Annotated in this window: 13 protein-coding genes and 1 other annotated feature; of the genes, 6 read left to right on the top strand and 7 right to left on the bottom strand. The window is 35.4% G+C overall.

Features of this window, described 5'->3' with window-relative positions:
• The first annotated feature begins 31 nt into the window (after nucleotides 1–31).
• Nucleotides 32–523: a helix-turn-helix domain-containing protein gene (locus ACQW5G_RS08515; RefSeq protein ID WP_429970275.1), complete on the top strand. Its 492-nt coding sequence runs from the start codon at nucleotides 32–34 to the stop codon at nucleotides 521–523.
• Nucleotides 496–1,389, top strand: coding sequence for an IS3 family transposase (locus ACQW5G_RS08520; RefSeq protein WP_429970274.1), 894 nt, complete (start codon nucleotides 496–498; stop codon nucleotides 1,387–1,389). The genes ACQW5G_RS08515 and ACQW5G_RS08520 overlap by 28 nt, the downstream gene beginning before the upstream one ends.
• A 13-nt stretch (nucleotides 1,390–1,402) precedes the next feature.
• Here the strand turns inward: ACQW5G_RS08520 and ACQW5G_RS08525 are convergent, their stop codons facing one another.
• The 7 genes from ACQW5G_RS08525 to ACQW5G_RS08555 all read right to left on the bottom strand — a co-directional run bounded on the left by ACQW5G_RS08525 (nucleotide 1,403) and on the right by ACQW5G_RS08555 (nucleotide 9,727).
• Nucleotides 1,403–1,945: a GNAT family N-acetyltransferase gene (locus ACQW5G_RS08525; protein WP_429971033.1), complete on the bottom strand. Its 543-nt coding sequence runs from the start codon at nucleotides 1,943–1,945 to the stop codon at nucleotides 1,403–1,405.
• 116 nt (nucleotides 1,946–2,061) lie between these two features.
• On the bottom strand, nucleotides 2,062–3,006 hold the full coding sequence (locus ACQW5G_RS08530) for a DMT family transporter (protein ID WP_429971034.1): 945 nt from the start codon (nucleotides 3,004–3,006) through the stop codon (nucleotides 2,062–2,064).
• Between the two features lie 102 nt (nucleotides 3,007–3,108).
• Nucleotides 3,109–4,452: a branched-chain amino acid transport system II carrier protein gene (gene brnQ, locus ACQW5G_RS08535; protein ID WP_429971035.1), complete on the bottom strand. Its 1,344-nt coding sequence runs from the start codon at nucleotides 4,450–4,452 to the stop codon at nucleotides 3,109–3,111.
• A gap of 271 nt (nucleotides 4,453–4,723) precedes the next feature.
• Nucleotides 4,724–4,953, bottom strand: a binding site (T-box leader).
• A 46-nt stretch (nucleotides 4,954–4,999) separates the two neighbouring features.
• Nucleotides 5,000–6,454 (bottom strand): amino acid permease, encoded by a 1,455-nt coding sequence (locus ACQW5G_RS08540; protein WP_429971036.1) that lies wholly within the window; start codon nucleotides 6,452–6,454, stop codon nucleotides 5,000–5,002.
• A gap of 110 nt (nucleotides 6,455–6,564) precedes the next feature.
• A complete protein-coding gene (locus ACQW5G_RS08545) occupies nucleotides 6,565–7,419 on the bottom strand; it encodes a DNA/RNA non-specific endonuclease (protein WP_429971037.1) in 855 nt (284 codons plus the stop codon).
• Between the two features lie 90 nt (nucleotides 7,420–7,509).
• Nucleotides 7,510–8,781, bottom strand: coding sequence for a dihydroorotase (locus ACQW5G_RS08550; RefSeq protein WP_429971038.1), 1,272 nt, complete (start codon nucleotides 8,779–8,781; stop codon nucleotides 7,510–7,512).
• A gap of 1 nt (nucleotide 8,782) precedes the next feature.
• Entirely contained in the window at nucleotides 8,783–9,727 is a 945-nt protein-coding gene (locus tag ACQW5G_RS08555) for an aspartate carbamoyltransferase catalytic subunit (protein WP_429971039.1), read from the bottom strand.
• A 373-nt stretch (nucleotides 9,728–10,100) separates the two neighbouring features.
• Between ACQW5G_RS08555 and ACQW5G_RS08560 the strand changes: the two genes are divergently transcribed.
• The 4 genes from ACQW5G_RS08560 to ACQW5G_RS08575 all read left to right on the top strand — a co-directional run bounded on the left by ACQW5G_RS08560 (nucleotide 10,101) and on the right by ACQW5G_RS08575 (nucleotide 12,895).
• Entirely contained in the window at nucleotides 10,101–11,042 is a 942-nt protein-coding gene (locus ACQW5G_RS08560; protein WP_429971040.1) for a dihydroorotate oxidase, read from the top strand.
• Nucleotides 11,043–11,097: 55 nt separating this feature from the next.
• Nucleotides 11,098–11,427 (top strand): MazG nucleotide pyrophosphohydrolase domain-containing protein, encoded by a 330-nt coding sequence (locus tag ACQW5G_RS08565; protein WP_429971041.1) that lies wholly within the window; start codon nucleotides 11,098–11,100, stop codon nucleotides 11,425–11,427.
• Between the two features lie 64 nt (nucleotides 11,428–11,491).
• On the top strand, nucleotides 11,492–12,553 hold the full coding sequence (locus ACQW5G_RS08570; RefSeq protein WP_429971042.1) for a linear amide C-N hydrolase: 1,062 nt from the start codon (nucleotides 11,492–11,494) through the stop codon (nucleotides 12,551–12,553).
• Between the two features lie 156 nt (nucleotides 12,554–12,709).
• Entirely contained in the window at nucleotides 12,710–12,895 is a 186-nt protein-coding gene (locus ACQW5G_RS08575) for a type Z 30S ribosomal protein S14 (protein ID WP_429971043.1), read from the top strand.
• Nucleotide 12,896 lies beyond the last annotated feature (1 nt).

Genomic DNA, 12,896 nt, shown 5'->3' on the forward strand with positions numbered 1-12,896 from the left:
AAATTGGAGAACCCAATTTAGGAGGTTCTTTTTGTTTACATCAGAAATCAAATTAGCTGCTATTAAAGATTACAATAATGGCGTTCCAACAAATACTATAATGCGAAAATATGGTATTAAGGGTACAGCTACGCTGTACGAATGGATAAAACGTTTAGAAATATTTGGTGAAAGTGGATTAATTAATAATTCAACCAAGACACGATACTCTTATTCATTTAAAATTAAGGTTATAAATTGGCGTCTTGAAAATAATGAATCATATCCTAATACTTCACGTTACTTTAAAATTAGGAATCCTGTGACAATATTTCAGTGGGAAAAGTTATTATCAATTGGACGTCTAAAACCTTTTAAAGGAAGACTAATCAAAATGAATAATAATAAAGAATCACTAGAGGAAAAATTAAACAGACTTGAACAAGAAAACACCTACTTAAAAGCTAAAATTCAATACATGGGAAAAATAAAAGCCTTAACTCAAAGTCAAAAGAAATGCCAAACAGAGAAAAAACACAAATAATTACTGAGTTAAGGCGTGACTTTAATTACCCGTTACACATGTTATTAGATATAGCAGAAATATCTAGTAGTAGTTATCATGATTCATTAAAACGTGACTATTCTAGTAATGACCAAAGGGTCATTGCAGAAATCAAAAGAATTAGGTCTGAATTTATTGATTATGGATATAGAAGGATTACTTTAGAATTAAATAATTTAGGATTTAAAATAAATCACAAAAAAGTCCTCCGAATAATGAATTCAGAAGGACTATTGTGTACTGCTTATGAAAGAAAAACTAGAAAATATAATTCATACAAAGGAAAACGTGGAAAAGTATCTCCCAATAGAATTAATAGACGATTCAAAACTGACAGACCTTTACAGAAAATAGTTACTGACGTTACTGAAATACGTTGGGGTAATAAGACCATGAATGAACGAGCTTATTTTACAGCATATATGGATTTGTATAATAACGAAATTATAACCTGGAGTCTAAGTTTGCATCCAACTGTAGAGTTTGTTGTAAAACCTTTAGCAGAATTAGTTTTAGCTCGTCCAAAATTAAAATATCGTATGACAGTTCATTCTGATCAAGGATTTCAATATCAAAATGCAAAATTCGTAAATATTTTGAAAGATAATAAAGTATTTCAAAGCATGAGCCGTAAGGCTACATGTTTGGATAATGCTTGTATTGAAAGTTTTTTCAATCAATTAAAAGTTGGAACAATTCATAACTTTAGTTATGATAGTTACTCAAAACTAAAGTCAGCTGTTAATAAATACGTCCATATATATAATAATTATCGTATTAAAGAAAAACTGGGCGGAATGTCACCGGTTCAATACCGGCTCTATTCCGCCCAGAAAATTGCATAACCATTCTCCAATTTTAAGGGTTCAGGTCAGCTTCCTTTTTTAATATCCACTCATTTTCATCATGATAACCGTCGTTTAAATCAAGTCCATTAGGAATTACCCGGTTAAGCGTAAAACCTGCCTTTTTAGCGACATGGTTGCTACGGTCATTATCAACTGCAATTTTTAAAATTAATTTTTTGAGTTGTAGATTATTGAACCCATAACGAATTAAAGCTTTTAATGATTGTTGCATAATACCATGTCCAACAAAGTCGTTAGTCAACCAATATCCGATTTCCGTCTGTTTTAATTTCTGATTAATAGTATTAAAACCAATTAAGCCTGCATATTTATCATGATATTGAATGCCAAAAACCATTGCTTGTTTTTCATTAAATTTTTTAATGTTTTCCTTTAAAAATTGACGTTGAATTTCTAGAGTTTCCTTCGTTGCCCATGGTAACCATTTTGCCAATGTCTCCCGTGAATCAGCTACCAATTGATAAATTTCATCGGCGTCATCGGCAGCTGGAATTTTTAACGTTAATTCATTATTTACCATAATTTCAGTCATACTTAGCCTTCTCCCAATTAAGTTTTATTCAGTATACAAACTAATTTCTAGCTAAACAACAAAAAACACCACTTTTCAGTGGTGTTTTTTAATGTGTGTGTAATAGTTGAAGCTAATTATTTAAGAACCTTAATTGATGTATCATCATGTCTTTGGGTATATTGCAAAATGTAGATTGCAATAATGATCAAAGCAGCACCAATCATTTCAACAAAGTTTAAAGTTGCGTGGAACCAGAAAATACTAATTACGAATGTAATAACTGGTTGAATGGCATCAATTAAACTGATTGATTCTGAGGTTGTAAAACGTGTTGCGTAAATAATTGTAGGGAATGTAATAATAGTTCCGAAGAAAATGATACCGGCAATTCCTAAAACACCACCAGTAGTTAAGTGTGGCACACCTACCCAAACTGGTTGGTTCAAGTTAAAGGTAATACTTGCAATTAAAGTCCCCCAACCAAGAATAATCAATGGTGGGTTATCCTTACCAATTTCTTTAGGTAAAACAACGTAACATGCAGCAGTAATTCCTGAAATAATACCCATGACTAAGGAAATCATTGGAATTGATAATTCACTCAAGTTACCTTTAGTAACTGAAAGAAATACCCCAAATAAAGCAATGATGAACACTACCAAATCCATTTTGTTAGGCATTTTCCGTTGGAATACCAAAGCACCCATTACGATGAACAATGGAGCTAGATATTGCAAGATAGTTGCCGTACTAGCACCGTTTGCCCCACCTTGTTGAATAGCAATATAGAAACTATCCATGTTAGCAGCAAGACCAAATAGTCCATAAGCGACTAACCAAGCAATTGATCGCCAACTTTTGAAAACGTTGAAAATCTTACCTTTATAGATAATTGCACAAAGGGCTAATAAAATGATACCTGTAAATGTGGTACGAGCAGATAGAAACCAACCTGCTGGAATTTTGTTTTCTTGAGATACGAACTGTTGTAAAGTTCCAGAAAAACCCCAAGATGATGACGCAAAAACTGCTAAAAGCATTCCTTTTGCGGCGTTGCTCATTTTCTTTGCTGAAGCCATTATACTTCCTCCTCTAAATCTTATGTTATAAATATAAGGCCTGATTTAATTTACAACAAGATTTCATGTTGCGTTTTGCAACATAAGACGAAGAATTCTTAATTATTTCTTTAATTTATCAATTAAAATCCCTGCAATCAATCCGAAAATTAAGAATGGTAAGAAATCTAATCCGATACTGAACATTGGAATATTGTGCATACATAAGTTATTAAGCATTGTGAATGGTTTAAATGCCAATAATTCTGGTGGTAAGTTATGAATCAAATCTAAGATGGCCGGAATCATAACAATTCCAATTGTAGTTTTGTAGATAGTTTGTTTAATTCCAAGAATTGGTGATAGCATTCCTAATAAAATCAAAGCAATTGCTAATGGGTATAGGAAGCTAAGAATTGGTGCTGAATAAAGGATGATCTTTTCAAGTCCAAAATTAGCAATGGCAAATGAGATGATGGTTGCCATGGTAAGAAATTTACGGTAACCAAATTGTGGGAACCGTTTACTTAAATCTTGTGATAATGAAGTTAAAAGTCCAATGGCAGTAGTTAAACATGCCAATAAAGTTAATGCAGCTAGAATGGCAGCCCCTGCCATCCCGGTATAATGTTTCATAATTTCAGTGAAAGCAGTTCCACCATCAGCAGCCGCTTTGGTGAAGTTTAAACTTCCAGCTCCTAATGCAATTAGAAAAGCGTAAATCAATGCTTCAAATCCCATTGTCAAACCACCAACTTTGGCGATTGCTAATGATTTTTGTTTTGTACGTTTTTCAAATACTTCGATAGCAGCGATGATTGTAACACCAAATCCTAATCCAGCTAGCGCATCCATAGTGTTATAACCTTCTAGGAATCCGTTAACAAATGAAGCAGTTCCGTGACCTGGTTGTGGCATTAAAGGTAAACCACGAATATCACCGTAAAGACAGAATGCGATGAAGAAAAGTAAAATCATCAAAATAATGAAGATTGGATTCAATACTTTTCCAACGTTACGAGTAACACTTGCTTCATTGAACGCTAATAGTAAAGCGGCAGCAAAGAAAATTGCAGTGAAAATTAATAATGCTGGTCCATCAAAACTCTTAGGAATAAATGGTTGTACTCCCATTGAGAAAGTAACGGTTGCCGTACGGGGTGATGCAATCAATAAACCAAGTGAAGCATGGGTTAAAACCAAGAACATGATGGCAAAACCCTTACCTGCTGGTGCAGCAAGATCATACATACTCTTACTTTTAGTAATACTTAAAGCCAAAATGGAAAATAATGGCAAACAAATTGCTGATAAAATAAATCCAATGGTAGCAGGCAACCAGTTGTGGCCTGAAATTTGTCCTAAATGAATTGGGAAAATTAAGTTTCCCGCTCCAAAGAATAATCCGAATAGTAATGAGGCTAACAATAGATATTGTTTAAACCCTAGTTTAGTTGGTGTTTCCATAGTAATACTCCTTAATTTTTAGTAGAAAAAAATCCCTAGTTATCAAATAACTAAGGACGACTTTGCGCGGTACCACCTATTTTTTTAATATTTTCACAAATATTAACTCGCTAAGTATAAAAATTCTTTTCTGATGATATAAAAAGACGCCCTTGGTTTAAAACCAAGGACGTCTTACACGTGTTACCACCTTTATTCCCAATTAGAAACGAAAATTATTGTACTGATAATTAAATTGAAAACAAAAAACGCCCGCAACTGTCATAAAACAGTTAAGGACGTTTGCACGTGTTACCACCTTTGTTCCCAATTATTTCTAATTGGCTCGAAAAGTATAAATATTTTTATACTTAAGTGCGGTAATGGGCACGTCCAGCAAACACTCAAATTCGCATTTGCAACTTGTAGATTACTTTCATTTGAAATCAGTTATCTCTTTTTCACCAACCAGAGACTCGCTTAAACATAACTTCAGACTACTCTTCTACGCTTCGTCTTTTTTCTTATTGGTTATACTTTAATGGTTAAATTCGTTTGTGTCAATCATTTATTTAAATAAAATTAATAATCCAATGATTGCAATTACCACAATTGTAATCGCAAAGGCTTTTTCAGCCGGTTTGAAAATTGGTTGATTAGGGGCAATTTCTTTTCGTGCATACATAAATACCGGAATCCCAATCGCATAAATGACAAATGCAATGGTTAAGTACTTAACTCCAGCTGTATATCCCATAAATAACGTTCCAATAATCGCTAAAACAGCCGTAATTTGGGCTGCATGACGAGAAACATTCACTGGGTGTTGGTCTGGATTAAAAGTTTTATCACTTTTGCTAATTTTAGCCAAATAGAGCATTGAAATTAAGTACGGTGGAATTGTCATTGTAGCCACAATGGTCAAAGTCGTATCAAAAGCACGTCCAGCAAAATGCGTCATGATGATGATAATTTGAATTACTACGACAGTCATGATTAATGATGCTACAGGAACATGATGTTTTCCAATCTTACGGAAAAATTTTGGAAAAGTTCCGTCTTCTGAGGCTGCCCGAGGCATTTCAGACAAGACTAGGATCCAACTTAACCAACTAGCTAAGACGGCCACGATTACCCCAAAAGTAATAATTAAACGACCAACTGGACCTAAGACATAGTCCATTAACATGGCCGTTGAAGGACTTGGAATATGTGCTAATTGTCCATAACTAGCAATTCCTAGTGGAAGAATGGAAACTAAGGCATACAATACCAAACAAAGAATAAATCCATCCCGAGTTGCTCGACGAACATCCTTTTGGCTTTCAGCATTTCCGGATAGGACAACTGCGCTTTCAACCCCAGAAAAGACCCAAAGCGTTGTTAACATGGCCCCCTTCATTTGTTCAAATAACCCACCTAAGGCATGATAATGAATTGGCGGAATATCAGTTGAAGCAAGTGGATTAGTCATAAAAATGTGCCAATTAAAGGCTACAATCATGGTAATTATGAAGGTTGCCACAATTAGTAACATACAAACTGTGCCTAACATATCAACTTTACTCGTCGTTTTAATTCCTCGTAAAATCAAAAAAGTCATCGTCCACAGGATAATTGTTCCACCTAAGATAGCCAACCAATTGTTACCACCAAAGAACATTCCTGGCCAAAAAGCATCCAAAGTTGACATTAACAGAACTGAATACGCTGCAATCGCAAATGATTGGCAGATCCAATATCCCCAACTGACAAAGAATGCGGCAAATTTACCAAATCCAGCTTGAGCATAATGATAAAGTCCCGTGGTATATTGTGGGCGAACTTGAGAAAGAATCATAAATGATCTGACAATCATCCAAATAATTAATCCCGTCAATCCCCAAGCTAGTAATTGTGCAACTAGCCCTGCATGTAATGACATATTTTGTGGAAGATCATAAATTCCCCCGCCGACCATTGCTGATAAGACGAAAGCCGTTAATCCTAATCTTCCAATTTTTTCGTTTGATTTATTTCCCAAAAGGCACCTCTTCTAATTTAAGCATCTCTTAAATTATAGTTAAAAATCTGCTAAATCGCAATTTAATTCATAAAAGCAAAAATAACATCCCCAATTGAGGACGTTATTTTTTAGATATGGAAATGTTTCTTAACAACGTGATAAGCCTTTTTGGCATATCCATTACTTAATTTATGGTAACTTTTAGCATGATAATTTGAATAATTAGCCGGAGTTGGAACTGTCATTGAAGTATCAACCGTTGAACGACCAGTTGCATAATTAAACGCAATTCCCGGTTGAACATTATAGAGATAACGATTGAAGTGCATTGTGCCATCTGTACTGGTAGCTTCTACCCAAACTCCCTTTGCCATCAAATCCATGCCTTGATAAACAGGAGTAACTTGATAAATAACCTTTTTATTTTCACTCAAAGCATCACGAACCATTTCTTCAGTAATTTGCATAACTTTTTGATTAGAAAAAGCTGATTGGGTAATTAAGTTTTTGGGATTATCAATTGAACCTTTATCTCCGCTAGCATATTGCCCATTACTGTTTAAATTAAACGTACAAGTATACGCAATCAAATGCCCACGATTAACTGGAAAAACGCGTTCTCCATTTACTTGTTTCGGTTGATTAAACCAGCCAGTCGGTTTGAATACTTGCGGTGCACGACCATTTGACTTACCTAAATTATTTTTAGTTAGATAAGCTGTTGCCGTCCCCGCCCGATTTAAATTATCCAAATTTGAATAATCAATCTTATTGCTAGTGTAATCAGAGGCTTTAACGGTTTCTGGTTGATCACTATTTAAAATATCATAAGCCTGTGAACCAGATTGATAGTTTTCACTAGCTAATTCAGTATATGTACCGGTTTGATTAGGTGCAATAGCAGCGCTTGCTACAGGTACCAAACTCGTTAATGCTAACGTGGAAAGCGTAACGGTTACTGCCACTCGTTGCATAATTTTCATCTTCAACACTCCTCTAATATGTACGAACGTATGTTTCTATTTTAGCAATAATTGCCAAAATAAAAAAGCCTGTTTCCAGACTTTTTCAAATTAAGCTTCAAAAACGATTTTGCCTTCACAGAAGGTCATTTTATTTTCAGCATTTACTTGGTCACCAATGAATGGTGTGTTATTACCCTTAGAACGCATTTCTGCTTCATTAATTTGACGTGAATTTACTAAATCCCAGATGGCAAAATTAGCAATGTTACCAACTTTAACTTGGTTGCTGTCATCAAGATTAAAAATAGATGTTGGATTAGAACTCATCCATTTAATTAATTGAGCTAAAGTGATTTTTCCAGTTTCAACTAGGCGTGTGTATAGCAATGGGAATGCTGTTTCAATTCCAGTAATTCCAAAGGCAGAATGCACAAATGATTCACCCTTATCTTCATCAGTATGTGGGGCATGATCGGTCGCAATCATATCAATGGTTCCGTCTAATAAACCAGCTAATAATGCTTCACAGTCCTTTTTATCTCGCAAAGGTGGATTCATCTTAAACATGGGATTATCAGCTTTAATCATTGAATCATCTAATAGTAAATGATGTGGTGAAACCTCAGCAGTAACGTTCACGCCATCCGCTTTGGCACGACGAATTAATTCTACACTACGAGCTTTAGAAACGTGACAAACATGGTAATGCACACCGGTTACCCGTGCTAACTCTAAATCACGGGCTAATTGACTAGTTTCAGCAACATCAAGTGCACCCTTCATACCAAGTCGATCTGCGGCAGCCCCGGCATTCATCACTCCACCATCCATCAAAGCATGATCTTCAACGTGAGCGGCTAATGGCAAACCAGTTTTAGCAATTCCAACCATTGCATCGTACATGGTCTTAGCAGTTTGAATTCCAAATCCATCATTACTAAATCCAATCGCACCGGCAGCTTTCATGGCTGCAAAATCTACTAATTGTTCCGTTTTTTCTTCATAAGTAACAGGAGAATATTGATCAACTTTGATAACACCTTTCTTAGCATTATCTGCCACCATTTTCTTCATTAAATCTGGTGTGTTTGGAACTGGAGTCACATTTGGCATGGCACAAACAGTGGTGTAACCACCATGAGCTGAAGCCATACTCCCAGTTTCAATGGTTTCCTTTTGAGTTTGACCAGGATCTCTAAAGTGGACGTGAACATCTACTAAACCAGGTAAAATAGTTTTACCCTTTGCATCAATTACGCGATCAGATTCGACGTTTACTTCTGGAGCAATGGCAGTAATCATACCATCCGTCACTAGCAAATCTTTATTTTTTTCAATTCCAGCTTGGTAAATATCAGCATTTTCAATCAAAATTTTCATATTAGTCTACTCCCAAAATATCAGCTTCGTTAATGATCCCTTTAGCCACCATAATATCAGTTAAAATTGCCATTCTCATGTACATCCCGTTTTTCATTTGCGTAAAGATTCGTGATTTATCACTTTCAACTAAGTCAGAATCAATTTCCACGCCACGATTTACGGGAGCTGGATGCATGATAATTGCATTGTCTTTCATAGTTGCGTAGCGTTCCTTGCTTAGGCCGAATTGTTTGTGATAAGCTGCTTCATCAAACTTAGTAAGTTCATCACCAAGTCGTTCTTTTTGGACTCTAAGCAACATCACAACGTCAGAGTTTTTAGCCACTTCATCGACAGTTAAATGAGGACCGTAAGCGGCAAATTTTTCATCGTACCATTGGTCTGGTCCCGCAAATGAGACAGTTGCGCCTAAACGAGTAAGCAATTCCATGTCTGAACGAGCCACACGGGAATGGTTTAAATCACCGATGATAGCTACTTTGATACCTTTGAAAGTCCCAAATTCTTCATAAATAGTAAGCATATCAAGAAGTGATTGTGATGGATGTTGACCACTACCGTCACCAGCATTAGCGATGCTAATGTCTAAGTTCATATTTAATAATTCGTTGTAGTATTCATTTTCTGGATGACGAATGACAGCTAAATCAACTCCAATTGCTTGAATCGTTTTAACTGTATCTTCTAACGTTTCCCCTTTAGTAACTGAACTTTTCGAAGCGTTAAAGTCGATCACTTGCATCCCTAAACGACGTTCTGCCATGTCAAAACTAGTATGCGTTCTTGTACTATTTTCAAAGAATAAGTTCATTGCGTAAACCGGACGATTTAATTGAACTTGTTTCCCAGCTTTAAATAATTGGGCTAATTTAATTTTATGTAGTACCTCTGCTTCACTCATGTCCGCAACGGTTACTAAGTCGTGTTTATACTCGATTGTCATGTTGATCCTCCTAATAAATGCATCTTTATAAATAAATTTGCATAAATAAAAGACATGCCACCATTAACGTAGCATGTCTAGTTTGAATTCAACATCACCAAGTTAACTTGTCGACCTCTCTGGATCGAATTAAAGCACTCTTTATTTATTGGTAATAACTCTATCTAATATAAGAACAAAAGTCAAATATATCTTTTGTTTGACAATTATCGCAAACTTGATTAGTATTAATAAAAATTAATCTTAATTTGGTTCAGAGAAACCAGAAGATGTCCTCGATAAATTATAAATAACAGAACACCATAATTTCGACTATTGAATTTCTCTGAACTTCGTCGTAATTATGGTGTTTTCTATTTTAAAGGAGTTTATTATGTCAGATATTTCAATTTCAGCTACCATTGGAAAAGAAACTTATGCTCACCCATTTATTAACGCTGCCGGGGTTTATGATGAAACTGCCGACCAAATGGATGCAATTTTAGCATCCCAAGCTGGTGGTGTCACTACTAAAAGTGCCACTTTAAAATCACGTCCTGGAAACCCACTTCCCCGTTACTACAACACTGATTTAGGTAGTATTAACTCAATGGGTCTTCCTAACCAAGGACTAGACTATTATCTCAAATACATTGAAGAAACCGATACTGATAAACCCATTGACCTTTCAATTTCCGGAACTTCAATGGCTGATAATATTGAGGCTTTGAAGAAGGTTCAAGCAAGTAGTTTTGCTGGATTAACTGAATTGAACTTATCTTGTCCAAACGTAATTGGAAAACCTCAAGTTGGTTATGACTACGCTGCGATTGAAGATACTTTAGCTGCTGTGTTCGAATTCTTCACTAAACCACTTGGGCTAAAACTTCCACCTTACTTTGATTTACAACAATATGATGCTGTAGCTGCTATCTTAAACAAATATCCACTAACTTACATCAACGCGATTAATAGTGTTGGTAATGGATTAATTGTTGATGCGGAAACTGAATCAGTGGTAATCAAGCCTAAAGGTGGTTTCGGTGGTCTTGGTGGAACTTACATCAAACCAGTTGCCTTAGCTAACGTGCGTGCTTTCCGTCAACGTTTGAACCCTGAAATTAAAATCATCGGTACTGGTGGTGTATCTACTGGACTTGATGCCTTTGAATTAATTCTTTGTGGGGCTGACATTGTCGAAGTTGGTACAATTCTTGCTAAAGAAGGTCCGGCCGTCTTTGAACGTTTGGATAATGAACTTAAAGCAATTATGAAAGAAAAAGGCTACGATAAATTAAGTGACTTCCGTGGTAAATTAAAAGAATATCAAGGATAATAAAGTTAAATTTAAGAACCTAATTTAGGTTCTTTTTTATTTAGGAGGATTTTCTATGTCAAAATCAATGACTGAACATCGTGACTGGATTGTTAATTTTTATAAAAACCGGAATTGGTACCGTTTTTCTCCCCTCATTCGTTTGAACTTTTTAAGTGAAGAAGTCGGCGAATTAAATCGTGCCATTCGGACCATCGAATTAGGCCGTGATCATCCAGGTGAAAGTAAGAAAACTGAAGCTGAAAAACAATATAATTTACGAGAAGAATTAGCTGATTGTATGGATCAAATCCTAGTTATCGCTGAAAAGTATGGAATCAGTCCTGACGATTTAATTAAACAAAGTGAAACCAAGCTCAAAAAGCGGTTCAACTTACCTGACTAGATTGCTTTTTTTGGGAAAAGCTCCTAAAGTAGTTTTTGTATTTTAAAAACAAGGAGCGTTATCTGTGAAAAAGAAAATTAAGTATCTAGTATTAGGAATTATTGGTATTTTGGTCGTCTGCATTCTAGGATTATTATTCTGGTTTCATGATGAACTACAAACCTTAAGTTCAGTAAAAAAAGTTAGTAACTACCCCGCTTACACCATGACATATAAAAACGATTACAACTTGGATGGTCTTTTAAAACAAGGAGTATCAAATGATAGCGAATTAATTCAATTTGCTTCAAAGCAACTGTTAAAGGGACTTCCATTAACTATTAAGGTTCCGAAAGTTGGTTGTACTACTTTTGCAACTTCTACTCCTAATGGACAACATCTTTTTGGGCGAAACTTTGATTTAGAATATTCACCTTCAATGTTAGTCAAAACTGCTCCCAAAAACGGATATAAGAGTATTTCCATGGTTGATCTCCGTTTCTTAGGCCTCACTAAAAACAGTATGAATAACCCCAAGAAAAAATTGATTACATTGGCTGCACCTTATATTCCATTTGATGGAATCAATGAAAAAGGTGTGTCAGCAGCGGTTCTTTGGGTACCTGATAAAACTACTAATCAAAAAACTAAGAACAAGCCTAATATTACTACTAGTGTTGCTATTCGAATGATTCTTGATAAAGCTAAAGATACTAATCAAGCTATTAGTCTATTAAAGAAATACAATATGCATGCTTCTGCTAACGGTTGTTATCACTTCCAGATTAACGATGCGAAAGGAAAAAGTGTGATTGTTGAATATGAAAACAATAAAATGTCTGTTTTGCCTCAAAATGGCGAGTCTCAAGTCCTTACTAACTTCTACAAAACAAAGGGTAACAAGTACCTCCAAGGTGATGGCCATGATCGCTACGAAGTTGTCGAACAAAAACTAAAAGAATCCCACGGCAAGCTGACTGAAAAGCAAGCGATGAAACTTTTAGATGCTGCTCATAACGGACCTGGCAAACACTTTAAAGAGGTATCAAATACTCAATGGAGTGTTGTTTACAATAACACTAAGAAAACTGCAGACGTGGTTGTCGGTCGAAATTACAATCAAGTCAGACATTATAGCGTAAATTAAACGTTACATTATCACTGAATCTGTAACACATTTCAAAATTTTATTAAATATTAAAAAAATAGAATCACTCTCTAAATTTTAATCATATCTTTTGACTTTAGTTGACCTTTGGTTGTAAGATAAAAATAGAGAACTTTATTACAGAAAGGAGGAAACATGGCTAAAAAATCACTCGTTGAAAAAAGCAAACGTCCAGCAAAATTTGCTGTACAAAATTACACTCGTTGTGAACGTTGCGGTCGCCCACGTGCGGTATACCAAAAGTTCCATCTCTGTCGTATCTGTCTTCGTCAATTAGCTCATAAAGGACAAATTCCTGGTATGAAGAAAGCTAGTTGGTAAG

It is taken from the genome of Fructilactobacillus sp. Tb1, from assembly GCF_050500285.1.
Classification (GTDB): domain Bacteria; phylum Bacillota; class Bacilli; order Lactobacillales; family Lactobacillaceae; genus Fructilactobacillus.

Bases quoted from the DNA above. Each gene is read 5' to 3' on its own strand.
- ACQW5G_RS08520 (WP_429970274.1), top strand. From the start codon at position 496: ATGCCAAACAGAGAAAAAACACAAATAATTACTGAGTTAAGGCGTGAC.
- ACQW5G_RS08525 (WP_429971033.1), bottom strand. From the start codon at position 1,945: ATGACTGAAATTATGGTAAATAATGAATTAACGTTAAAAATTCCAGCT.
- ACQW5G_RS08530 (WP_429971034.1), bottom strand. From the start codon at position 3,006: ATGGCTTCAGCAAAGAAAATGAGCAACGCCGCAAAAGGAATGCTTTTA.
- brnQ (WP_429971035.1), bottom strand. From the start codon at position 4,452: ATGGAAACACCAACTAAACTAGGGTTTAAACAATATCTATTGTTAGCC.
- ACQW5G_RS08545 (WP_429971037.1), bottom strand. From the start codon at position 7,419: ATGAAAATTATGCAACGAGTGGCAGTAACCGTTACGCTTTCCACGTTA.
- ACQW5G_RS08550 (WP_429971038.1), bottom strand. From the start codon at position 8,781: ATGAAAATTTTGATTGAAAATGCTGATATTTACCAAGCTGGAATTGAA.
- ACQW5G_RS08555 (WP_429971039.1), bottom strand. From the start codon at position 9,727: ATGACAATCGAGTATAAACACGACTTAGTAACCGTTGCGGACATGAGT.
- ACQW5G_RS08560 (WP_429971040.1), top strand. From the start codon at position 10,101: ATGTCAGATATTTCAATTTCAGCTACCATTGGAAAAGAAACTTATGCT.
- ACQW5G_RS08565 (WP_429971041.1), top strand. From the start codon at position 11,098: ATGTCAAAATCAATGACTGAACATCGTGACTGGATTGTTAATTTTTAT.
- ACQW5G_RS08575 (WP_429971043.1), top strand. From the start codon at position 12,710: ATGGCTAAAAAATCACTCGTTGAAAAAAGCAAACGTCCAGCAAAATTT.